The 24,339-nt window shown below is 47.9% G+C and carries 17 protein-coding genes; 7 read left to right on the top strand and 10 right to left on the bottom strand.

Translation table 11 applies throughout. The annotated features are described in order from the left end of the window. Window positions 1-269: 269 nt before the first annotated feature. Both CWB98_RS06595 and CWB98_RS06590 read right to left on the bottom strand, forming a co-directional pair. Window positions 270-1,313 (bottom strand): GGDEF domain-containing protein, encoded by a 1,044-nt coding sequence (locus tag CWB98_RS06595; protein WP_138544129.1) that lies wholly within the window; start codon window positions 1,311-1,313, stop codon window positions 270-272. 382 nt (window positions 1,314-1,695) lie between these two features. Next, entirely contained in the window at window positions 1,696-2,433 is a 738-nt protein-coding gene (locus tag CWB98_RS06590; RefSeq protein ID WP_138544128.1) for a helix-turn-helix domain-containing protein, read from the bottom strand. 133 nt (window positions 2,434-2,566) lie between these two features. Between CWB98_RS06590 and CWB98_RS06585 the strand changes: the two genes are divergently transcribed. From CWB98_RS06585 to yiaA, 3 genes are read left to right on the top strand one after another with little or no spacing between them, the layout of a single operon-like run. Further along, complete coding sequence (locus CWB98_RS06585; RefSeq protein WP_138544127.1) at window positions 2,567-2,917, top strand: hypothetical protein; 351 nt, start codon at window positions 2,567-2,569, stop codon at window positions 2,915-2,917. Then, window positions 2,917-3,729 carry a DUF2145 domain-containing protein gene (locus CWB98_RS06580; protein WP_138544126.1) on the top strand — a complete coding sequence of 271 codons (813 nt, stop codon included), beginning with the start codon at window positions 2,917-2,919 and terminating at the stop codon, window positions 3,727-3,729. Before CWB98_RS06585 ends, CWB98_RS06580 begins: the two co-directional genes overlap by 1 nt. An 11-nt stretch (window positions 3,730-3,740) precedes the next feature. After that, the gene (gene yiaA / locus CWB98_RS06575; protein ID WP_138544125.1) at window positions 3,741-4,187 is read left to right on the top strand and encodes an inner membrane protein YiaA; all 447 of its coding nucleotides are present in this window, start codon (window positions 3,741-3,743) and stop codon (window positions 4,185-4,187) included. A 30-nt stretch (window positions 4,188-4,217) separates the two neighbouring features. On the opposite strand, the gene CWB98_RS06570 is transcribed toward yiaA, so the two are convergent. The 3 genes from CWB98_RS06570 to CWB98_RS06560 form a co-directional block, all read right to left on the bottom strand. Beyond that, complete coding sequence (locus tag CWB98_RS06570) at window positions 4,218-10,001, bottom strand: DNA repair ATPase (protein ID WP_138544124.1); 5,784 nt, start codon at window positions 9,999-10,001, stop codon at window positions 4,218-4,220. Window positions 10,002-10,090: 89 nt separating this feature from the next. After that, window positions 10,091-12,184, bottom strand: coding sequence for a flotillin family protein (locus CWB98_RS06565; RefSeq protein WP_138544123.1), 2,094 nt, complete (start codon window positions 12,182-12,184; stop codon window positions 10,091-10,093). Between the two features lie 67 nt (window positions 12,185-12,251). Beyond that, entirely contained in the window at window positions 12,252-12,866 is a 615-nt protein-coding gene (locus CWB98_RS06560) for an OB-fold-containig protein (RefSeq protein WP_138544122.1), read from the bottom strand. 423 nt (window positions 12,867-13,289) lie between these two features. Here CWB98_RS06560 and CWB98_RS06555 point away from each other — a divergent pair, with 423 nt between their 5' ends. Further along, complete coding sequence (locus CWB98_RS06555; protein WP_138544121.1) at window positions 13,290-14,993, top strand: DUF4153 domain-containing protein; 1,704 nt, start codon at window positions 13,290-13,292, stop codon at window positions 14,991-14,993. Here CWB98_RS06555 and CWB98_RS06550 read toward each other — a convergent pair. From CWB98_RS06550 to CWB98_RS06535, 4 genes are read right to left on the bottom strand one after another with little or no spacing between them, the layout of a single operon-like run. After that, a complete protein-coding gene (locus tag CWB98_RS06550) occupies window positions 14,990-15,574 on the bottom strand; it encodes a GNAT family N-acetyltransferase (RefSeq protein WP_138544120.1) in 585 nt (194 codons plus the stop codon). The genes CWB98_RS06555 and CWB98_RS06550 overlap by 4 nt on opposite strands. A 23-nt stretch (window positions 15,575-15,597) precedes the next feature. Next, window positions 15,598-16,677: a hypothetical protein gene (locus CWB98_RS06545; protein WP_138544119.1), complete on the bottom strand. Its 1,080-nt coding sequence runs from the start codon at window positions 16,675-16,677 to the stop codon at window positions 15,598-15,600. Beyond that, entirely contained in the window at window positions 16,674-18,695 is a 2,022-nt protein-coding gene (locus tag CWB98_RS06540) for a DUF3857 domain-containing protein (RefSeq protein ID WP_138544118.1), read from the bottom strand. Before CWB98_RS06540 ends, CWB98_RS06545 begins: the two co-directional genes overlap by 4 nt. 27 nt (window positions 18,696-18,722) lie before the next feature. After that, window positions 18,723-19,193 (bottom strand): CreA family protein, encoded by a 471-nt coding sequence (locus tag CWB98_RS06535; RefSeq protein WP_138544117.1) that lies wholly within the window; start codon window positions 19,191-19,193, stop codon window positions 18,723-18,725. A gap of 147 nt (window positions 19,194-19,340) precedes the next feature. Between CWB98_RS06535 and CWB98_RS06530 the strand changes: the two genes are divergently transcribed. Together CWB98_RS06530 and CWB98_RS06525 are read left to right on the top strand one after the other, a co-directional pair. Further along, entirely contained in the window at window positions 19,341-20,303 is a 963-nt protein-coding gene (locus CWB98_RS06530) for an endonuclease/exonuclease/phosphatase family protein (protein WP_138544116.1), read from the top strand. A gap of 284 nt (window positions 20,304-20,587) precedes the next feature. Continuing rightward, entirely contained in the window at window positions 20,588-21,763 is a 1,176-nt protein-coding gene (locus CWB98_RS06525) for a right-handed parallel beta-helix repeat-containing protein (RefSeq protein ID WP_171045598.1), read from the top strand. A gap of 321 nt (window positions 21,764-22,084) precedes the next feature. Here the strand turns inward: CWB98_RS06525 and CWB98_RS06520 are convergent, their stop codons facing one another. Then, complete coding sequence (locus CWB98_RS06520) at window positions 22,085-23,179, bottom strand: helix-turn-helix domain-containing protein (protein WP_138544114.1); 1,095 nt, start codon at window positions 23,177-23,179, stop codon at window positions 22,085-22,087. A gap of 212 nt (window positions 23,180-23,391) precedes the next feature. Between CWB98_RS06520 and CWB98_RS06515 the strand changes: the two genes are divergently transcribed. Beyond that, on the top strand, window positions 23,392-24,237 hold the full coding sequence (locus tag CWB98_RS06515; RefSeq protein ID WP_138544113.1) for a DUF2306 domain-containing protein: 846 nt from the start codon (window positions 23,392-23,394) through the stop codon (window positions 24,235-24,237). Window positions 24,238-24,339 lie beyond the last annotated feature (102 nt).

The raw sequence follows: 24,339 nt of genomic DNA, 5'->3' as shown, positions 1-24,339 counted from the left end.
ACCAGCCTTCAGATTTCTATCCGCTGGCAATCTGCCATACCACGACACTACCTACTGGCGTAATTGCACAAATATGACACTCATCTGACGTCTGACCTTTTGGTAAAGCGAATATTAAGCTAATGAGTATATGATCAAAAATCAACCACAAAATGAATAAAGATTAAACTTTTGTTAACGTATGTAATATGGGGAATAATATATATGAGGAAAGTTGATGTATTTTTTATTGGCTGAAATCGTTACACAAGCACAGTGTGCTGAGCCGGCTAACCGGCTACCTCTACCCTGTCACGGCCATGAGATTTGGCCAGATACAGGGCTCTGTCAGCTAGCTCAATAAGCGTTTGCCAGGGTGCGCCTTCTTTGTACAGTGCAATACCAAAACTGGCAGTGATTTGTCTGATGGGGTTACCCGTTTTCTTGTCTTTTACCGAGAGTTTTCGAATATCCTGGCGGATCATATTAGCAAAGCTGACTGCTTCACTGACACTGCTGAGTGACAATGTCAGACAAAATTCTTCACCGCCGTAGCGATAAGCATCACCGCGACCCTGCGCATGGTGCGCCAATTTTTCGGCCACTTTACGAAGAATATCGTCACCTTTTTGATGGCCAAAGTCGTCATTAAATTGCTTAAAGTGATCAATATCAACAAACACCAAGACCTTTTGCTTACTCATCGGATGAGTACAAAAATTGACAATATCTTCGTCAAATTTACCACGATTAAGCAGGCCGGTGAGTTTATCCGTGTTGGCCTCTCGTTGCGATGCAAAAAGTGCTTCTTTGAGCAATTTGATTTCGTCATAGGCCACCTCCAGCTTATTCTGAAAGCCTAATGCATTTTGCTGCATCATGACCGCTTCTCGAGTCAATCTGGATACATACTCCAGTACTTCGTCGTAAGCACGAGGATCCTGCTCAGAGCCCTGCCTTTTCAAATTGTGCAATCCATAGTGGCACTCAGATAAAAACGCTGAAAAATCCTGTGACGTCTCCAGCGTTTGCGAAATTTCACTCTGAACTTGATCTATGGTGCCCTGAAATGAATGAGATATTTCATGAAACAATGCCAAATCTTGCTGAGAAAGATACTTATCAAACAACTCTCTGGCCAAATGAGGAGGACAACTTTGATAACGCGCCAAGATCTGATCTAGCTCTACATTCAATTCAGGTTGTGAGCCGACGACGTAGCAATAGCAAATCGAATAATTTAACGGAGTCAGCGGGATCCGATAACGGATCATGATCGGCAAAGCCTGTTTCAGGTAATGTGCAGAGCGCGTCAGTGTTGTTTCAAATTCCATATAGGTCCGTAAAGCCACATTGTCAGGGCAATGTTTTATTGTTTAATTATTGTTCTACTTTTGGAGCCAAGCGAATGCAATACTAAATAATTAGAAAAAATTAATCAATGATATCGTGTCATTTACAATTAAATTCATGTTACCCTTTCTAAAACATAAAGTATTCTCGCAATTAGATTCAGGAAATATATTATTCGCCGCCCCAGATAAAGTAGACAAAATGTATTTAATTAGGGAACACCCCAACCTTAATTGTTGCTTATTACCATATAATGAATCTTCACTTACTCAACACTAATCGTGCTGATAACGCAATAAACAAAGTGCCTATTTCATAACAACAAAGAAACCTTGCGTCGGCTTAACTAGTAGAGGTATGTCTTTAATCATCCCGTCTGAGGTCATTAAATAGCCCCAGTTGCCATGGGCGCATTGCCATAAACAGCCCCACACTCTGACGCTTGTTCAGAGGTAACCGTGCATCCTGTTGGTTAAGCTGAGCAACCTCTTTGGTGAGCTGCTCAAGACGACGCCGTACCACACTGATGGTGGCATCACTGTAGCTTCCACGTAAATAAAACCGAAAGCTATCCTCACGGTTAAAATCTCCCTGTAAAAACTTGGTCAACACCTGCTGTTCGATAAACCGCTCAAGCGGGCCGCCGGGGATCCAGCGAAAATCCTGGGCTACTAATGATTTATAGCGATTGTTAGGCAACAGCTGGATCATATTCAGGTTATCTAAGCGCGCCAGCAAGCGGATACACTCCAGTTCATCTATCTGATACCGAGCAATGATGTCTTCAAACTGCCAGCCATCACGCACGCACACAGCCACTAAAAAGAGCTTTGGATTCTCCATCAACTCCTGCTCCTGCGCCTGCGTGAGCTGGCTGATAAGTGATTGCTTTTGCTCTCCAAGTGCAAACAAATCCGCCAAAGACAATTGCATCAGATCACAGATCTGCTCAAGTCGCTGCAAGCTAAACTGCTCGCTGGCAAAGACCCGCTTCACATTGGCCTCGCTCATATCCAGTGCATTAGCAACCTCTTTATAGGTCAGTTTGTGTTGCTTCAATAGCTGTTTAAGCATTGAAGTGATTAATGGGATCTGGCTCAAAGTATTAAATTCCTATACTTATAGTCTCTAATTACTATACATATTAATTTTGAGTATACAAATTCAATCCCTCCGGTAAATTGGAAAGCAAGTCAACGCAAACCACATGGTTTGCTTACCAGGAGGGAAAGATATGACTCACTTACTTCGTTCAGCTTTATGCACAGCACTATTAAGTATGGTTTGTACGCAGGCAGCAGCCAATGACAGCCATGCATCACAGGCAAGCCATCATGGTAGCCAGGCCAGTAAGTACAGTGCACTTAGCGTTGGTGAAAGCGCCGTTGAAGGTGCAACAGTGTCTATGGTAGCTGTTGCCATCCCCGTCGCAATAATAGGATTCAGTGCCATTTCAGTAGGTATTGCCAGTACCCAGGCCGCGACCGGCTTATCTGACGCTGCCAGTCCAAAACCTTTGCCCATTTGTGACGATGTATTAATCGCAGGACCTGCACCTTCACAAGCCCTTAACGAGGAGCTGTAATGATGAATTGGATACAAGGATTGTGCGTGGCCGCAGCAATATGTGCCAGCACACATACGATTGCAGGCAGCCAAAACAGTGGTGAAGCCCGCTTTGAAGCTAACCAGATTGCTCAGTTTGCCAAACAGGTTGAGCGCTACAGCGCACAACAAGGCGCACATGTCTTTGTTATCGGCCGGGTCGGTCGTCCCGAGAATGACTTACCTGAGGGCATAGAATTTACCCATGTCGCACTGGCGGTCTACTCAGAGCTCACGACCACAGAGGGTGAGAAAAAGCAGGGTTATGCCATTCATAATTTATATCAGTTGAGCGACGACCCCGGCACCAGTCAGCTGATAGTAGATTACCCCACAGACTTTTTCTGGTCAGTGCATGACCTCAAAGCGGCCATTGCAATACCCACGCAGGCATTACAACAAAAGTTGTTGGATGCGTTTGCGCAGGGAGTACCTGCCAAGGTCCATAACCCGCGCTACTCGGTGGTAGCCAACCCATTTAATAACCAGAAGCAAAATTGCACCGAGCATACACTGAATGTGATCAACGCGGCTTTATATAACACCACGGACATGGCACAGCTTAAAGTGAATACGCGGGCCTATTTTGAGCCGCAAACACTCAATGTCAGCCGCTTTAAACTGGCGCTGGGCTCGTTCTTTAACGATGGGATCGACAGTAGTGATCACCAGGGTAAGGTGAAAACCACCACTTTTACCTCTATTGCCCGATATCTAAAAAACAATCAGTTGCTGGCCCACAGTACCGTGCTGACACCGAATGGTCCGGTTGAATTGAAATACCCGCTTTAGGAGAAAAGATTATGACGCATTCAACCCCATATGCACCAAGTAACGCTTTTAAACTAGCCTCTGTGGTAGCCCTGCTAATTGGTATTGCCTGTTACCTGATTGGCCTGTTCAACGCACAAATGGCATTAAATGAAAAAGGATATTACCTGATAGCCCTCTTGTATGGTCTGTTTTCTGCGGTATCACTGCAAAAGTGTATTCGCGATCGGCAGGAGCAAATCCCAACCTCAAACATGTATTATGTCTTGAGCCTGGCTTCCACCCTTCTGGCCATAGTACTGCTGGTATTTGCCCTGTGGCGCGCCGAGCTACTGCTCAGTGAAAAGGGCTTTTATGGTATCGCGTATTTGATGAGCCTGTATGCCGCTATTGCCGTTCAAAAGAACGTCAGAGATAGTCAGGGCTTAGTGTCAGATACTCCTGCACCAACCGCGAATAGTACGGAGGGCGAGGAGTAAGCAGAGATTATAAGGCCGCACTGTGCGGCCTTATAACATATAAGGATTGTCTCCTCTTGGTTCATTACTGTCAGCAGGCGCCAGCTGCAAATTATCAAGCTTATCAAGGATCTCTGTGAGTTGCGCCCGCAACCCCGCATCATTACCCTGCTGCGACGCCTGATGCATTTGGCTCAGTAACTCAGTGACCGCTGCTAACGCCTGGGCACTGGCATCATCACTGTAGTTATCTACCTGTACATTAGCCGACTGAATGCGTGCCAGCTGCGCGGTTAATTCGCCAATCAGTGCTTGCTGGGCATCACTTTGCTTTCTCTGTTCAGACTGTTGCTGACTGCTCAGCGATGCCAGCACGTTATCCAGCGCGTTTTGATGATGTGCTAACCCTGCAACGGACTGCGCCAGTGCATTCGATACATCCTGAGCCTGAGCCGACATGTTGGTTTGCTGCTGCCTGAGCACTGAGTCCAGCGCGGATCGCAGCGTTGCCTGATTGCTGGCAGCAAGCTTATCGCTTTGAGCCAACGCCTGACCAACTGTCTCGCTCAGTGTCTGCACCAGCTCACTTTGCCCTGACTGTTGATAAGCCACCAGCACTTCGAGCACTTCTTTGAGCTCAGCCTGCCCCTGACGAGTGGCACTGTCACTGTTTTGCGCCGCCGAGTTTATTGCCTCAGTGATGGTCTCCAGCCAGTGCGGTAATTGCTGGTTTTGCGTCATGTGCTGTTCAGCAAGTTGCTCCAACGCCGTCAGGATGGCTGGCTGCTCAGCCTGTCGGGTCAGTTGTTGCAGCTGTGCGGTCACGCCCTGTTCACCAAGAATGGCTCGCAACCCTTCAAATTGCTCACTGTAATTGTGACTTAACTGCGTTTTATCCAGACGAGACGCTATCTGTGACAACGCACCGCTTACTTCAGCTAACTGCTCAACCGCCAGCAATGCCGGACTTCCCGCGTCATTAGCCCGATGAAGGCGCGCATAGTCCGCCTTGATCTGAGCCCAGCGCTCATTTTCCTGTGCTGTCAGGGTATTGCGCAATTCCCCCAGTTTAAGCAGGTTTTCCTCACTGCCCTTACTCAGTGTTTGCGCTTCACCCCGATAGTGATCCTGGATCAGGTTTTCCAGTTCTTCCTGATTCATGGCGGCAACTACCTTTTCGGCCATCTTGTTCATGTTGCGGTAACTGCCCTGCAACTTAAATGGTGGCTCAGTACGATAATTATCGTCCTGCGCAGCCGAGGCAATATATTGGGCGTTTACTTTAAGCACGGTTTCGCGAATGACCAGCAGCTTCTGAAGTACCGCTGTAATTTCATTCGCCTGGGCCTGAGAGTAGCCATATTCCAGCTCGTTCAGAGAAATGTCTTCCCCTTGCGCAATTCGGACCAGCTTGTACAAATCAGCCATATTGCGGTTTGCCAGTGGCGCCAGCACAGCATTGGAAGTAAGTGCATTCTCCACAAAGCTCATGGCAAACTCTTGCTCACACCCGGCCAGTGTATCGCCCAGGTTGTAAATGTCAGCCCGGTTCGCCAGCATATCCGGGATCTTAAAGCTTTCACCCGATTCGGTATACGGGTTACCCGCCATCACTACGGCAAACTTTTTACCACGCAGGTCGTAGGTTTTACTCTTACCATTCCATACCCCGTCAATGCGTCGTGAGCCGTCACACAGCGAAATAAACTTCTGTAAAAACTCCGGGTTGGTATGCTGAATGTCATCCAGATAGAGCATTACGTTATTGCCCATTTCGAAGCTCTGGTTGATCTTATCTATCTCTTTGGCGGCGGTCGCATTGATTGCCTGCGACGGGTCTAAAGAGACCTGATCATGACCAATAGACGGACAGTTCACTTTAACAAAGGTCAGCCCCAGCCGGTTTGCCACATATTCAATCAAAGTGGTTTTACCGTATCCCGGCGGCGAGATCAGCAACAACATGCCCATTAAGTCGGTACGCTTAGCACTGCCTGAGGCACCGATTTGCTTGGCCAGGTTATCGCCAATGATTGGAAAATAGACCTTATCAATGAGCTGGTTACGCACAAATGAGCTCAGCGGTCTGGGCTTAAACTCTTCCAGTTGCAGGCGCGCTTTTTGCGCCTGCAGCACATCCGCTTTTAACTGCTGATAGCGCTGATATGCAGGTAAAGCCTGCTCAATGTAAGCACTGGTCCGGGCCAAAAACTCAGCATAATCAAGCGTCAGAGTCTGCTCCTCAATACGCAGATGTTGCCCCATTAGACCGGATACGTGCGTCTGCGTCTGAACATCCTGTACCTGATAACTGAGTGCCTGGTGTTCCACCAGCAACAGGTAACTCGCCGCTTCAATCTGACAATCGAGGCTCGCATTGTGTTGCTCGCCATAAGCGCTCAGCCAGCCGGAAGCCAGACGGCATTTTTCTGACAAGCTGGTTAACTCAGCAAAGGTCTCTTGCAGCGTCTGCCAGAAGCCTTTGGCTTTAGCCATACTCTGGAACTGCTCCGTCAGTTTACGTGCCTCTGCCTGCACTTCAAACTGTGGCAGGCTGTTACTGCTTGCCAACACTTGGATGAGATATTCAGCGCTCAGCTGCGCAGAATACTGTGCCAGACTCGTGGTGTAATCACCCAGCTGCGCTGCAAAATCACTAATCTGCTCACTTAGCTCACCAATCAGTAACTGGTTAAAGCGTGGATCGCTGAGCGTCGTGGCCATTAGTTGCGCCTGAGTGGCTTGTTGCTGCAACGGTTGTAATTTCTCACGCTCTAACGCAGAGACAAACAGCTGCGCCATCACCCGGCAGCTGGCCGGATAGATCAACAACCCCAGCTCGCTTTTCTGTTTCAGTAACACACTCAGGATCTGGGTCGCATCAAAGTCATGAATGCCTTTTTCATAGCCTTCCTGATATCTTGGCTCAGCAAACGCTTGCACTAAGGTTAGTAACGAGTCATCTTGCAGTGCACGCTGCAGCTGTTCCATCGACAAGTCGGACTCACCTCGTTGCGCCGCACGCAGGATCTGCGCAGCCAAAAACTCACCGCGATAAATCTCTGCACTTTCGGAAGGCAAGGTTTGCGCCCAGTAATCCGCGGCCTGTGCCAACTGTGAACGGGCTTGCTGATCAGGAATCACATCGAAGTACTCGGTACCGGTCAGGTGCAGCATTAACTCGTCATCACGAGGCAACAACGTCAGGTCCAGCACCTGTTTATTAACACTAAAGCCATGCTTGCCGATTTTGACGGTTTTGCCGCCATCGCTATAGATATCCTGTTTATCTCTGAGCGAGCGGATCCCCTGATCTTTACTGGCTTTGAGCTTAGCGGCAATGTCATCTGCTTTAACCTCATCGCCAAGCTCTTTTAGCTCCTGAGTCAGACTGCGTAATTTACTGATCATAGGATCAGAGGCAAAATAACTGTTTATCTGGTCCAGCTCGGTAAAGCTGTGGGTGCGCCGGCTTACCCCCTGTAAAATCCGCTCGGCTGCGGTTGCCAGATTCAGTGCCCGACGTTGGCGTTCGTCAATCAACTGCTGTTTATGCGCTTCAAAGCTTTCGTAAACATCATCCCGCTTTGCCAGGATCTCACCCAGAAACTCATCGTACTCACTGAACTGAGACTCCAGCTCCTCAAGTTGTATTAGCAACCGAGATAGCTGCTCGTCACATTGTTCAGGCGTTTTAGCGGCGCTCAGGGCACTGGTGATACTCTGACTGAACAGCTTAAAGCGCGCGGCAAACTCGGCCTTGGCCTCAACACTCCCGAGGCTTTTACGGCGGATCTCGACGGCCGCTTTAGCACGGTTAACCAGCGCATAGACGCCGCTCACGTCTTCAAGAATTTGGGTCCTTACCCGGCTGTCTTCAATCTCCAGATCCAGCATAGTGTGGTTGAGCAGATCCAGCTCGCCACCCAGCGTTTCCAGAGAGCCGAGATACCCTTTGAGCTCAGTGACACTGTCGCTTTGCTCACTTTTCTCATTGATCTCCTGCAACTGCTCATGATACGGCGCCAGTGCTTTATCCTGCTGCAGGAAAGTCGCCGTGGCATGGCTGAGTATGCGAGTCTGCTCATCAATATTGCTTTGAATGGTACTGAGTACATCCAGATTAATGTATTTCACTTCCTCCAGACTGATCACTTTCCCTTTGAGCAGTTTCAGCGCATCCAGACTGGCCACAAACTCGCTGGCCAGTTTAAAGCTATCGGGGCGTACCTCACGCAGTACCTGATGGCTTTCCTGTTCAATATCCGCTTCGGCCTGTCGGGCACTTTGCTGGATCTGGCTGACTTTTTCAAACTCATCCAGTACCTGCTCTGAGGTTTCAAAGATGTCATGCAGCTGCGAATTAATGGTGCTGAAATCCGCTTCGGCCAGCCAGTGGTAACGGTCAAGTATGCCACGGGTATGAGAGATCAGATCTTCGTAATGAAAGACACTGGGGTTTTGTTCACTGATGGCCTTACAGACGCTGTATAAATCGGAGATAGCTCTGACCAGATCCGGATTGCCTATCCGGCCAAGGCCGCTTGTGGGTGCCGGCGCATTGGCTGCAAACTCTGCTGAACAAAAGGGGCTTTGCCAGATCTGGATGGGATGAACCCGCTCAGCTTCTTCCTGCTCCGCTTTAAACGTCAGCGTTAAACCGTCTTCATAAATGCCATAGCCATGGCAATAAATGGGGTTTTGCAGGTTCTTTTCGATGATGTTGTAGGCAAACAGCGCATAGCGACCTTCGGTAGGCTCATAAAAAACGTACAGCACGTCTTCACCATTAGGTGATTTCAGCTGACGATGAAACTCCAAATCCTCTATTTTATCTTCAAAATAGCGCGTCTGACCGGATTGCAAATAATAGCCACCCGGGAAAATAATACCGTGGTCTTCAGGCAACTGAACACATGCCTGACCGATGGCATCCTGTCTCATTACCTGTTGGCTGCGGCAATTGTAGATAAAGTAACGCCACTGCTTTTCACGATAGGGTAATACCCTTAGGAGGATCAATTCCCCCACCTGAGCATAATACAATTCACAGTCTGCCAATGACTGATTGCTGTCTTCCACCGGCTCGCTGTAGATGCCTTCGCCAGTTCCCGTATTGTTCTCTATTTTGATGGTCAGGTCGCCACCAACGGTTTCGACAAACACTTTGTCGAGCACATTAATGTGCGGATGTCGGCCTTCCTCATGCTGGGCACGGTCGGTCTTGGTCCATTCAAAATCAAAACCGCTGTGCGCTGAGATGTCGCGCTCACCACGGTTGTCGATATAGTCGAGCGTATTGTCTGCGGCAATTTGCCAGCGGAATACCCTGACATCGCTCAGCCTGTCGCCAATCTGGAACAGCGCAAACAGCTTGCCGCCCTGTACAAACAGATGCTGCAAACGGGTTTCTTTGTAATAGGTATAAAGCTCTTCAAAGTCTCGCAAAAAGCGGGCATCGGTCAGAAACTTGGTCTCTGAAGGGTAAGACTCAACTTCATAGTGGTCATCCTGCTGCACCAGCTTTTGCACACTGAATACATCACTGACGTGGGTGCTTTGCTTGAGGCCCATAAAGACGTTGTATGCAAAGATCAGTTTATCACCGATCAGAACTATATCTCTGGGAATACAATTATGCTCAGTGCGAACCCGGGCACGACCCTGAACTTTCAGCTCAGTGCTGCCAAACGCGTCAATACGCTGGCCATTGAGGTCATCCACCTGAGTGCGTAGCTCACTACCAAAGTTACTCAGACGGCGCTTTATCAGTTGATAGGAGCCCTGCTCCAGCGCGCTGTGTGATGCAGTGTCCTGGCTTGTTGGTTCCGTCATATCACTTTCCTGTAATCATATCCGGTGCGCAATACCGGTTCGCTATCACGCACCTTAAAAAACATTGGGGCAGCGCCCCGGCGCAGGGGTTAATCCTGTGTTGTGTTTTTAGCTGAATTACCGTTCAGTGAATTGCCAAGCAGGCTGAGCAATTGCTGTTTTTCAGCATCTGAAGTATTGCTCAATTGCTGGAAAAACTTACTCATATTAATGTTCTTCAGTGTCTCAGACGAAGCATTGGCACCTGCCAGCACGCCTTTGAGGTCATCCATCAGATTCCGCTCACCGTTAAGGTGGTCTTTAAACACGGTCTGCATTGTCTGGCTTTCATTAACCAAACCATCGATGGATTTACCCAGTGTGATGGCGTTCATAAACTGGTTGAAGAACTGACCGTCTCCCCCCATGAAGTTAATGTCTGCATCGCTCAGTGCTTTAGCCAGCACTTGTGCCTGGTGAGCTGCAATTTCTTTGTTCGCTTCCAGCTGTGCCAGCGTCAACTCTTTTTGCTGGTTCAGTTGCAGTGTAAAGCCTTCGTAGTCACGGGCATCTTTATCCATAGCATTCAGTGCCTGTAGCTTCTCTTCCAGACCTTTGGCTTCGGCTGACATTCTGCGCTCAAGGTTAATCGCTTCCGCTTCACCCTGTTTCTCCATGGCTTCTGCCATGGCAGTTTGAACTTCGGCATCTGCCAGGCCAATATCGCGCTTACCGTGCGCTTCTGCTTCCATCTTCTGCTGTAGTACTTTGGCGTCTGTTTCACCCTGCAATGCATTGGCTTGTGCTTTTGCCTTGATCACATCGGCTTCCGCCAGACCTGAAGCAGCCGCTTCAACCTGCATTGCCTCTGCCAGAATTTTCTTCGACTCAGCTTGCTGGTTTGCAATACGCAGCTCAGCTTCAGCCATTTTTTCCATTTCACGGGCTTTAAAATCAGCTGCCTGCTCTTGTGCTTTTGCCGCTTCAATGTCTTTCACCAAAGCTTCCTCTGCTTCAGCCTGGGCACGGATCACAATGGCTTGCTTGTCACGCTCGGCAGCCGCCAGTGTCTGCACGTCTTTAATACGCTCTTGCTCTTGGGCTACGGTTTTCTCAACCGCAACACGGTCACGTTGCACGTCAGCAATCTCTTTGCGCTCCACTTCCAGCGCTTTTTCTTTGTTAATGCGCAGGATCTCGGTTTCTTTTTCACGCTCAATGACTTCAATTTCACGCGAACGGGCGACTTTTTCTTCTTCAATGGCCAGCACGCGCAGACGATTTTGCTCAGCAATATCGACTTCACGCTGCCTGTTCTGCTCTGCAATCTGGATTGCTTCATCGGCTTTGAGACGCGCTTCTTCAGACTTCAGGCGCTCTTCTTGCTTCACGCGCTCAGCTTCGGCTTCTTCGCGTGCCTGAACGGTTTCAATCTCACGCTTTTGCTTCGCCTTGGCATCTTCTTTCTGGCGCTCAATTTCCAGCGTTTTTTCCAGAGCTGCCTGATTCTGGATCTCGATTTGCGCCTGCTCGTCACACTTTAACTGGTTGGTTTCAACGTTTTGCGCTGCGGTTTTTTCAGTGATACGGCGAATACCTTCCGCATCGAGAATATTGCTTGCATCCAGCTTGTGGATTGAGGTTTGTTCCAGATAGTCAATCGCCACATCTTCTAATGTATAGCCCGACAGGTCCTGACCAATCACTTCTTTGATGCTGTCGCGGAACTCATTACGGTGTGTGAACAGCTCCTCAAAGTTCATCTGCTTACCCACAGTTTTCAGTGCTTCTGAGAACTTAGCTTCAAACAGCTCTTGTAGCGTTTCCGGCTCAGATGCGCGCGCACAGCCCACTTGTTTGGCAACCCGCAGTATGTCTTCTTTATTTTCGTTTACGCGGATATAAAAAGTGATAGCAATATCAGCACGGATATTGTCTTTACAGATCAAGCCACTGCTGTCGCGGCGCTCCAGCACCATGCGTTTAGTGGAAATATCCATCACTTCCATCTTGTGGATCACCGGATAAACAATGCCGCCCGTGGTGGTGACATCAGGTTCATTTTTCATTTTATTGATGATCAGGGCATGCCCCTGCTCCACCTTTCGATAGAATTTACCGATCAATAAAATAACAGCAAAAATGACGACAATCGCAGTGCCGACTATGGTCAAAACTGGGCCAAGGTTATTTAAAAATTCCATATTTCTTCCTGATTAGTTTTATTAGTTATTCCCGGGCGCTTATCCGACGCCGTTTAAAGTTGAGCTGTCACCAGGGGTTGGTGACGATTGTATAGCTATGGGTTGTTGTGTTGTGTTCAATCAGCAGTGCTTTATCACCCTGAGTAAACGTATTTTCTTCATCACATCTGACTTCGACTAACTGCTCGCTGCCCTCATGGGAAACGCGCGCCTGGCCAAATGTTGCGGTGACTTTTCCGGTGGCAATCACACATTCCAGTCCGACTAACGCGTCTTTACTGCTTGTTTGCTGACTATCAAATACGCCACGCAGGGGTCGCACTGCTGCTGCAGCCAACGGCAATGCCACGAACAAGCTACCCAGCATAAAGGCGCCGCCTGTCAGGTAAAACATCACACCATCACCAAGCAGGTACGCAAATAGCTTTTGGGCATAAAAGCTAACCACCCAGCTCAGTGCAACGATTAGACTGATTGACACAGTTAAAGGCACACCGCCAAAGCCCATTTGCCACAACGAGCCGCCGTCAGCACCGCCCTCAACTTCGATATCGGCATCGCCGTCGAGCATATCGGGGTCGGCAAAGCCTGCCAGAGAAATCAGCCAAAACAGCAGTACTATCAGCAGTAATGTAGAGTAGACCACCGTGGGAAAAGTGAAGGCCGTGTTTAAAAAGTCCATATTTCCTCCTTACACGGGCAATTATTGCGTTTATAAAAACGAAAGGAGCATAGCGTGGTAATGGCAATCATAACACCTGCTAAACGCCAGCTTGGTAAACAAACGTAAAAAGCGCCGCTTTAAATCGCCAGATAGCGCATGTGAGAATGGGATACCATATGCCCAATTACAAACAGCATACCTAACCATGGGAAGATTCTTTCGCACCAATTAAGCTAGAATCTTCAGGCACTTATTTGACAAGTTCAAACACCAATGATGTCTGTTTACCACACAGTCAATCTGCCACAGCAAGACATAATATGTCAAATTCTTTGTTGCATAATTCAGAGATATGACTCGCTCCTCTTCATTCTTTTACTTGCATTTCAGCCCTGTTAAGTTTAAATGACAGGAACAAGGAACTGATATTGTGAGAGACTTATGGAACCATTGCTGGCTGGCCGTAAACTGCTATTGGTCGCACTACTGCAAAGCTTTTTTCTGATCATCCTGCATCAATCTGTCGACTTCGAATTTTGGCCGGGACAATCACCACAGTGGCTGTTTGCCGCCTATTCGTTGATTATATTTCTGCCCTCAACCCTGGTTTTCTCAAGCTTTACTCAGCTTAGAGCGTCGTTTTATGTCCAGCTGGGGCTCTATGCACTGATATTCACTCTGTGTGGCTTTTATCTGGGCAGCCAGCTGCTTCCTGAACGCGCACCTTTGCCTTCTCAGGCCTGGCCTTACCCACTGATCGTATTTCTGGCCTCTGTATTACTGGTGCCATGGATAACCCAAAACAGTCGAGCAAACTGGTTGCCCGGCTACGAGATACTAAGCATCTCGCTGGGTCGCTTTTTATTGGTTTTCGGCGCGGCGCAATTATTTACGCTGTCTGTACTGATGTTGTTAATGTTGTGGGCCAGCTTGTTTGAAGTGATTGAAATCGGGTTTTTCACCGATTTGTTTTCTGAGCCCTGGTTTTTCTACCCAGCCATTACACTAAGCCAGGCCATTGGCGTTATCCAGGCGCGCAGTCGCAGCCACTTCGCCAATCAGCTATTCGCCATTTGCCGAAACTTTGCCACCTTGTTATTACCTGTACTGGTCACTGTGGCCATGCTGTTTTTCGTGGCTGTGTTATTCAGTGAGTTAGACACACTCTGGCACAACGGCGGCAGTGCCCTGATCTTTGTGCTGGTCGGGGCCATCGTATTGTGCTTAAACCTGTCGGGGGACGCGTTAACTCAGCGCCTGTGGTATCGCCATTTCATTGCAATAGGCCTGCTCCTGCTGCCCTGCTATCTGGCGTTCAGCGGCTGGGGGTTATACCTCAGAATCGATCAATACGGCCTGAGCCTGGCACGACTTTGGGCGGTACTGATTGCAGGCGTTAGCATGGCTGTTTGTCTTGGTTATGTGTGGCAACTCGCAGCTCACAAAGCCAGCTGGCACAAGCAATTGGGCGCGGTTAATCGACCGCTGGCTTTGTGCTTGTTTGGACTGCTAATAACGACCCAAACGCCATTGCTGGATTTTCGAGGTCTGAGTGTTAACGCTCAGATAAACCGCCTCAATGCCGGGATTACCCAGCCCGAGGACTTCGACCCTCGCTACCTGGTCAATGAGCTGGGGCGAAAAGGTCTGAAGGCACTCGAGTCGCTACTGCATGAAGTCAGCGACGAGCAACTAAAGCGGCGGATCCAAACTGCACTGACCCTGGAAACACAACCACTGACGACGCAAACCTTATTGGATCTGATTGAAATGCCTGAACAAGATAAACAGTCACTACCAGAGGATTTAGTGACCACTCTGGAGACTTTTGCCAGACACAACACCCATTTGTTTGACGACGTCTCAGCGCTAATGCTGCGCACCATTGAGCTCGATAATACACCTGAACCTGAATATTTGTTCATTGCCAAGACTCAGCGCAGAGTTGAGCTCAGAGTGTTCTATCTGGGCACTGTAAAGGGTGTACAAGGCTGGCAAACAGGCTATCTGGATCAGAAAGTCTATGGTGAGCAGCCGGATGACCTGATGGATACCATCAAGTCAGGTAACTTTGAGATTGTAGAGCCCAGATTTAAGGACATCCAGATTGGTGAGCATCGCTTTGAGCTTCACAGCCCGTTTTAACGGGCTGTGAGTTTTGCTTTAAGATGGTTGCGAACCGCTGGCCACTCAGAGGCCAGAATGGAATACACGGCGGTATCACGAACAGAGCCATCCGCCAAAATCTGATGACTTCTGAGTACGCCATCCAATTTGGCCCCTAAACGCTCGATTGCTTGTCGTGACGGGTGATTAAAAAAGTGCGTCTTGAATTCCAGTGATAACGCACCACACGTTTCAAACAAGTTTGCCATCAACAAGAGTTTTGCCTCCGTGTTGACCGGTGTCCGCCTAACCGCTGCGCTATACCAGGTATAACCAATCGAAGCGCGTTTGTGCTCGGGCTTAATATCGTAATAGCGGGTAGTACCAACAATGTGCCCGCTTGCTATCGATCTTACAACGAAGGTCACCTGATCCTCAGCAACCTTACTTAACGCTTTTTCGACATACTGTTGCATCTGTTGGGGTGACGGCACATTTGCATACCAGAGCTTCCAGCTTTGGCCATCCTCAACAGCTTCTTTAAGCTCATCAACATGCTCAAGAGCCAGGGGCTCAAGCCTGATGTACTGGCCTTCCAGCGGCGTATTCTTAATCCACATTATCTACTCCTTTTTCAATTAGGTTAAAAATAGCTCAGCTTAAGCTGCGCGTATTGCTCAGACTGAATAAACCCACTATCACCACTAAAATCTGCCAGTTCCTGCTCGGTAAATTGGATTTCAAAGGTCTTCTTAATAAAAGAAAGTAGCTCTGCCGAGAACTCATGCTCACCTGAGAACAAAGAAACCTGTAGTAACATCAAGTATCCATAAGAGTGGCCCGACGCTCGGTATAAGGCATCAAGCGCCAGGGCAAAGCCCTCCTGCTTATTCCCTTGACGGGCCTGTAAAACGGCCGCTTCCATTAAAATTGGCGCGCTGCTACGTATTGCTTCGGGCACTTGCTCGTACTCAGACAAAGCCTTGTCATATTCGTTGAGGTTGCTGTACATGTTTGCTCTTAGCAGGCCCTGGTATTCATGCTGGCTGTCCGATAAAACGCGGTTGCAAAATGCTTGATACGCCTCTGCGTTGCAACGCTTAATAAAGCGAAACAAAGATTCATGTACGATCCCAAGCATACGCACCTCTTCGGGCAAGGCCAGATAATGTTCCAGTGCTGACTGAGGATCATCATTCTCAACCTGCTCTTCTATTTTTGTAAGTGCGTCACCATATCCTTTTTGCTCAATCAGTTGTTCATATTCGCCCAGATAATTGACGACACTGGAACGGAACACATGGTTGTGAACATCCACCAGTTTCTTGCCCTGCTTGGTTAAAACCAGATCTACCAGAGCATAACTGCCGTTGTTATTGGAAAAGATATAATGACTGTACCAGTAGTTCCCTTTTGCCTGGCTATGTGAGTAGGCAACATGATCAAAACGACTCAAGCCCTTCAGCGCACCAACCGTGACAATGGCGCTGTTCAGTGCAAAGTCTTCCTCGCTAATGCCTATCTCATCTTTGGCATAGGTTTCACTGGCTTCTTTGTCTATCAAGTCGAACAGCATGCGGGGGTCGGGATCATTTAGCACGTATTCCAGCGTTTTATTTGCATCATAAATAGACTGAGTGTCGTTAAGTAGCACCGTTTTTTTGGTTGATGCACATCCGGACGTAATCAGGATCAGCAATAATGTTCCAATTAAACGCATCATAATGACTCTCCAACAAACTTCATCTTAGTCGTACGTTCCATTTGTTCCACGAATTCTTTGAATACGGTGTGATTCGGGTTGGTCGTCACCTCAGATACCGAGCCGCCAAATCCAGTGAACTTACTAGCTTGTTTTAATTTACTCAGGTGAGCAGGCACCGCTTCAACCGGCACATATTCTGCAAGTGCCTCATACTGGCTGTGAAAGGTCACACGACGGCGATCATATTCCATTGCACTGTCAATACGCATATAGGGGTCGGTGAAAGACTTTTGATAAGCCAGGGCACTAAAATCAACGTCCATAGGCATCAGCAAAGTAACCCGTTGAGACGTTGTCATTGGGTATACTTTTGCCAGCGGTTGCTTGCGCCGAACCGTCTGAGGTAATTTGACATACTGGCTGACATTGCCTGCACCAAGATAAAACTCAACAGCGCCGGCATCTCCTGATTGCCAGAAATCGGGCACCCAGTAAGACTCAACAACCGTGATCACATTGTCGCGGCGATTGTCCGAAAAGGTAATGGGGGTTTTAACCTGAACCCCAGGATAAAACTGCGCGTAGTAATTCAGCGAGTGTTCCTGAAATTGCTTCTTTTGCGACGAGGCCAGCTGATAACGCAGACGCTCGGCTTGCCAACCATAATACTGTGACTCAATACGCCATTGCACTGGCGAAACATAATCGGGGGCAATGATCATTTCATTGATGTCGATACCATGGCGTGCCACTTTAACCTCAACTTCTTTCAAAGCACCAGATTGCGCATCGACTAACAAAGCCCTTCCGTAATCGGGCTGATATAAAGCGTTCAGACTGTTTCCCTGATAGCTAATTGTCGGGTCTACCCAAAACTCCTGTCCGTCCAGAGTAAAATAAGTAATGACATGGTTAAACGCGCTATGCGTCGGTAAAAACTCATTGATGTAGTCTCGCTTTTCGGTAGATACCAATGCAGGTTGCGCTTCGATTTCAAGTGCCTTAAGCAGGGTGTTCAGCAACAGGGTTTTGTCTTTACAGTCACCAAAACGTTTCTCATAAACCTGATGTGGCATATTAGGCTGATGCGAGTTCACACCAAGCTCTAAGCCAAGATATCGGATTTCATCCTGAACAAACGTAATCGCCTGCTCAATGGCCTGATCTTGAGGCAGTGCTTTTAGTTCATTAATATACGCCTGTAACGCCGGGCTCAGCTCTGAATCTACTTTGAACAGCTCAGCCGCCCAGGCTTGTACTTCAAGCCAGGAATTGAACTCAGTAAACTGAATATAGGGAAAAGGGCTAAACCAGCCAGGAAGCTCGTGCTCTACTGTATGCGCTACGCTGTTCTCCACACGCACCGTGTAGGTTTGCATGGTATCGCTTTGTTGGTGTTGCACCTGAGCATTTGAGTCGCCGAACACTTTATACGCTACTTTTTTATCTCCGGGCAGCGTCAGCTTAAAGGTCAGTAAATCCACAGCGACACGCCACCCCAGATTATCAAAGTAACTGAAGCGCTCTCCCAGCACCGGGTTAGTACCAGACAAACTATAACTCACATCCAGTTCGTCACCAACGCGCACATCCTGAAGCAAAATCAGTGCATCAAACAAGCCTGAATACATATTGTTTTGCTGATCATCTTCCGCGTTGATCACCTTAATGTCTTGCTGACTTAGCTGATAAACCGCCTCCCCCTCTCGTAATATCGTGACGTTGTGAAACACCAGTTGCTGAAACGCAGGGTTAAACCGCACTCGTACGGTGCTCCCTTCCTGAACACCTGCCGCGTCAGTAAATACATAACGATTATGAGAAAAAGACGTTTGCTCAGTCACATCACTCACCTGCTTGTCCACCAGCCGATAATGAAGTGGTTTGTGCAGGGTAACGGGTAATTTTGCCAGTGTTTGCGTTTCGACCCAGTCAGGTGCAGGCATGATGGTTACATCCGGGCGTTCACCCAACGCCCGGACAGGACTAATCCACACCATCAAAATGATAGCCAGGATGGTAAATAGCTGCTTCATAATACTCAACTTATGTATTTAAATTAATTACTTTTGACTAACAAGGTTTTCTGAATAGGCCTGAGTGCCCCACAGTGGCACAGTCGATAAACTGTGTTTAAAACTTCCCGAGGTTTCTTTGGTTGTATATGACAGGTACATCAGGGTTTGATGCTCAGCATCATAAATCCGTCTGACCTTCATGGATTTGAAAAACACGCTTTTAGACTGTTTGAACACCACTTCACCAGATTTGCTCTTATCTATTTGCGCTATCATTTGCGGTGTAATCTCCCCAGTCTGACGACAAGCAATGGAGCTATCGCTTGGGTCCGACAGACTAAGATCGGCTTCAACACTGGCGACGTGGCAAGTAACCCCGGTAACAATCGGGTCTGTCATGGAGTGTAATTTGATGTCTTTGAGCGTAAACAAACCAAGGGATACATCGCCGACTTCGCTGTCAGAGCAGGCGCCTAGCAAGGTAATTAGAGGAAGCAACAGTAGTCTTTTTTTCATCATCTTTCCTGAGACGTGTGTGTTTCTAAAGTTTACCATTGTTGCACAAACCTGCTATCAAAAATATCACTCGGATTTAAATGTACTGGTATTTACCCAATACTGGTCTAACTTTATGAATCTATTCATCATAGTTCAAGGTAAACCATGGAACTGACAACCCTCTCGAAAGGTATCGCAAAAAAGCTCAAATTACTCGTAGAACGTATTGAGCAGAGCGATATTCCACCATCAATGTTGGACGAAACCCTTAACATCGCAACCTGGAATATTCGTGATTTTGGAAAGCGACCACGTAGTGAGCTGGCGATTTCACTTATAGCGCGTACTTTGTATCAATTTGATTTAATTGCAATCACAGAGCTCAGAGACGACTTAACAGATTTTAAACGGGTGATGCGTTTGCTAGGACCTGACTGGCAATTTGTGATCAGTGACTGGCAAAGTGACTTTGGTGGCAACTGGGAGCGCACCGCCTTCGTATTCGACAAACGCATGGTACAGTTTACCGGCCTGGCGGCTGAGGCACAGCCCGACCGGCAGAAAATCGAGGGCCAATATATCAGCGAGCAATCCTGGTGGCGTGCGCCTTATATGGCCTCTTTCAAAGCGGGCAATTTTGATTTTGTGATGCTGGCTATGCATGCGCGTTGGGGAACGCGTCCTGGCCGGGAGCAAGAGCTGGCAAGCTTTGCTGAGTGGATCAAAAGTCGCTGGGTCGATAACGCCGACAGCGTATTCGATGAAGATCTCATTGTAGTGGGCGATTTCAACATTCCCCGCATTGGCGACCGCTTTTATCAGGCACTGACTCAGTCAAGCGGACTCCAGATGCCGCTGGCTCTGGCCGACATCCATGACACCGCCGCAAGCGCAGGAAATAAACGCTATGATCAGATTTTACATCGTGCCAGACTGGCCTTTAGCTATGCCGACAAAGGTGGCGTGATTGACTTTGCCGCCAACGGTCTGATGGCTGCGTTATTTGATGACAGTGGCATTCCCGAGAGCAAGTGGACCTATGAACTGAGTGATCACTTTCCACTTTGGGTACAGATAAATACCAATAATGAATTAGCAATACTGGATCACCTAATCCAAAATAAGTAATACAATATTACCTGAATAATAGACAAGTATTTCATTTAATAGCACAATGCATTTTAACGAATGATACCCGTCTGCTTAATAGCATAGCCAGCTTTGAGGTGTGGAACACTGTCGATGACGCAATAAATTGTGCCAATACCGGTTTACAGTTAAGGTGCCGAACAGCGTATTTTTGGTACAGGTGGCATCGCCCCCCCCAAACAGGCAGGATATTAACGCATTTTGTTATGATATTTTCGTTAATCAATTATAAGTGTAACGATGACTTCAATAAGGAAGAAGCAATGAATAACACGAAAACCTTCACGTTAACTCTGATCTCGGGCGCACTGGCGCTATGTAACATCCCTCAGGTACTTGCTGCTGAACAATGTGACGTCGTCATTCCTTCAAGCCATCATTTGGTGGACGGTGACACACTTGGTATTGTTGCCGGAGATACGGTTTGTTTAGCTGCCGGTGAACGCGGCCCGCTGCGCATTCGAAATGTACATGGGGAAGCAGGCAAGCCCGTGGTGTTTCGCAATGAAAATGGCACCGTCACAACGCGTCCATACGAGTATAGCATCGCCGTTGAGAAATCATCTCAGCTGCGCATTACCGGTAGCCGGGATGAGGCTGGCTACGGTATGCGCCTTGGCGGCACAGTCGGAATTGGTGGGCTAAGCGAATACATTGAGATAGACAATCTTGAAATTTATCGCGCACGGTTTGCCGGATTATTGATTAAAACCGATCCAACCTGTGACCCGGCTACCTGGCAGGAAAATTTCACCATGCGTGGACTGCGCGTTCACCACAACTATATTCATGACACTGAAACAGGCGAAGGCATGTACATAGGCTATACAGGGAAGAGCCGCAAGCTGGAGTGTGATGGTGTTGCCACTACTGTCTATCCACATAAGTTGACTGATGTGGACATTTACAACAATACTCTGGAAAACATTGGTGCCGATGGTATTCAGCTCAACTCGGTGGCAAGTGATGCAACAATCCGCAATAACAAGATCTACCGTACCGGCGTCAGCCCGTTTGACCCTAAATATCAGAATACCGGCATTCAGGTTGGCGGTGACCATGTAGCGGTGACGGGTAACCTGATCTATCGCAGCGGTGGTAACGGTATGATGCTAGATGGTGATGGTCTGACAATCCATGATAACCGTATTCTGTATGCCGGAGAAAATGGTATTTTTGCTCGTAACCCAGCTCAGCAAGACAGCACTGTAAGCGGTGGTGATGCACACGTATACAGTGAAAACCTGATAGTCCATCCTGGCAGTTATGGCATCAAATTGTATGCAACGAACACGCAAACCCCGAACCTGATCAAAGAAAATACCGTCGAGAACCACGGTCAGGTCGATGCGGCCAACCGCCCGATGACTTACTCTTACCTGAACAATAACGTGCTCAGACAAGAGCTGAACAATCGCCATTACGTGGTTGAGCAATAATCTATCAGTTCCAAAAAGTAGAGCATCTCCTATGCTCTACTTTTTAAAAGTGGAGTGCTTTTTCAGCAACCAGATCTACTCCACTATGAAGCTTGTGGTTGCGAAATGTCGATACATCACCAAAGAGTGAACTGACGCGATACTCATCCATTGGTCACTGCCAGCTCAGTGCCTGAGGGCAAAGCAAAGGCTTCACCTGATAAGAGATAATTATGATAAAGGCGCAAGCGATTCACAAAGGCTTGCCTGCAGAGGCTCTGCACTGACCACTAAAGCGTGTAAACTGACAAGCCTGTTAATACACCTTAAAAAAGCTTCTATTTACTGAAAAGTCGCTGCATGTTCATTTTTCTGCACCTGCTTGCGATATTGATTTGGAGTCGTTCCCGTCACGGATTTAAAGGCTCTGGTGAAGGGTCCAACTGAAGCAAACCCACTTTCCAGTCCGATCACCAGTACCGGCCAATGTTGATTTTTGGGGTCCTGCAACAGTTTCTGCGCATACTCTATACGTAACCGGTTAATGAACTGGTTAAAGTTGGCTTCTTTTAGCTGTGGTTTAAGTGCACGGCTCACCCTGTACTCCGGCACATCAAGCGCTCTGGCCAAATCAGCAACTTTCAGGTTAGGTTGCAAGTAGAACTGCTCCTCATGAATAAGCCTGTTAAGCGCCTCAAGTAGCGGGCCACCGTCGTCGCTACAAGTTACCGACTCTGTATTGGATACAGCGCGAGACGCTGGCGCTGAACCAGAATTTGCGTGTTTACCTGAAAAACCAAAACGCCACAACAACTGAACTTGCGTGCTAACAAGCACAAACAGGGTAATGATTGAGACAGTCCAGTCTTTTAACTCCGGCGATTGAATAAAGTATGGCTGCATCGATTTACTAATCCCCACGGCCAGGCCAAAAGTGGCCAAAAATAACACACGCTGTGACTTTTCAATTCTGGTGCAATCATTAAAGCCCCTGCACCCCTCCCAGAAAGTCAGTACCAGTACGCAAGATGAAAGCAACGTTGTGAGCTCAGACAACACCCCCGTCAGCAAGGTGAAACGGTTATCAGCAGACATCCATTGCGCATTGGCAAACAAGTAGCCCTGCTTAATCACCACCAGCAACGCAATGACAACAGCCACAGCGATATGGACCAGCGCTATCGGCTGATGTTTACGAAACATGCTGCGGGCCAGCAACCAATAGCAGTTACATGTTGCGCACGCTCCCATGCCGATGAGATATTGGTAGGCACCGACCGAATGGCCGGTAATTTTCTTCGCGGCAATCATCGCCAGCGAACCACAAAATATAGCAAACAGTATATGGGCCGTTTGTTTATGTTTAACCCGCAGTTGCATCAGCAGGCAAGCCAGACAAATTGCAAGTGCCAGATAATGAAAAGAAACCAGGGTCATAAATGAAATTCTCAATTTGGTGCGCTTTGGTGATCATAATTACTTCACCAACTTGCTTCAATGTGCGGTTGTAAGAAAACATTACAAAGTACATGTTTAAACTTCGGCAAATAAGTCAAAACCCTGTGCCGACTTTCAAATACGGTGCGACGATTTACGAATAACATGCCACATTAGCATTTAAATCAAACAGTTAAATTGTGGTGACTACAATGCTAACCTTATTAAAACAACAATCATCGCCGTTACTTTCAGCGGATAACGCCCTTCAGGGGTCACTCAAAACCTGGATTGTGATTGCGCTTCTCGGCCAGTGGGCCTTTGCCATTTATATTCTCAGCCTTTATGCACTTCCTTTGCTCATTGGGGCAGCAGAACAAGCCGACAAAGTTTCTCCGACCCAGGGGTTTGACAGTACTGGTAGTTTTAACTCTTTCATGTTCTTTGGCCATATCATTCCTGCGGCATTTATGGCCATCAGTGGTATTTTTCAGCTTTCTCCCGGCATGCGCAAAAAATACCCTCGCTTTCACCGCTATAATGGCCGAATGTTCTTGTTCTTCGGTTTATGTGGTGCACTGACTGGTTTATATCTTTCCTGGGGAGTGGGTATCCGCCTCAGTGATATAGGCGCTATGGGCGTCACACTCAATGGCCTGTTGATACCTGTATTTATCCTGCTCGCCTGGCGCAGTGCAGTAAACAAACAATTTGCAGCGCACCAGCGCTGGGCTGTCCATAGTTTTATTCTGGTCAACGGTGTATGGGCATTTCGCCTGTTTCTGATGGGCTGGTATATGATCAATCAGGGTTCCAACGGTAACACCCGGAACCTTGATGGCCCGGCGGATATCACCTTGTCGTTTCTGTGTTACCTGTTACCCATGTTCATTGCAGAGCTCTATTTCTGGGCCAAAAAACGCCGCACAGACACAGCCAAATGGCTTGCCACGGGTGCTATTAGCATTGCTGCTGTCATAACTCTGATTGGCGTGGGTGCTGCGACCATAATGATGTGGAGCCCCCGAGTCATGATGATTTTCAATAGCCTGTTCTGACAACCGGCTTAAACCGGGTAACTTGACTTTACCCGGTTCTGCTTATATCCCTAAATATATGTTAGCGTTCAAAAAGTTGACCTCAGACAACGCCTTTTTTAG

Source organism: Pseudoalteromonas rubra, assembly GCF_005887115.1.
Lineage (GTDB): Bacteria > Pseudomonadota > Gammaproteobacteria > Enterobacterales > Alteromonadaceae > Pseudoalteromonas > Pseudoalteromonas rubra_F.
This window is presented reverse-complemented; position numbering and strand designations above follow the sequence as displayed.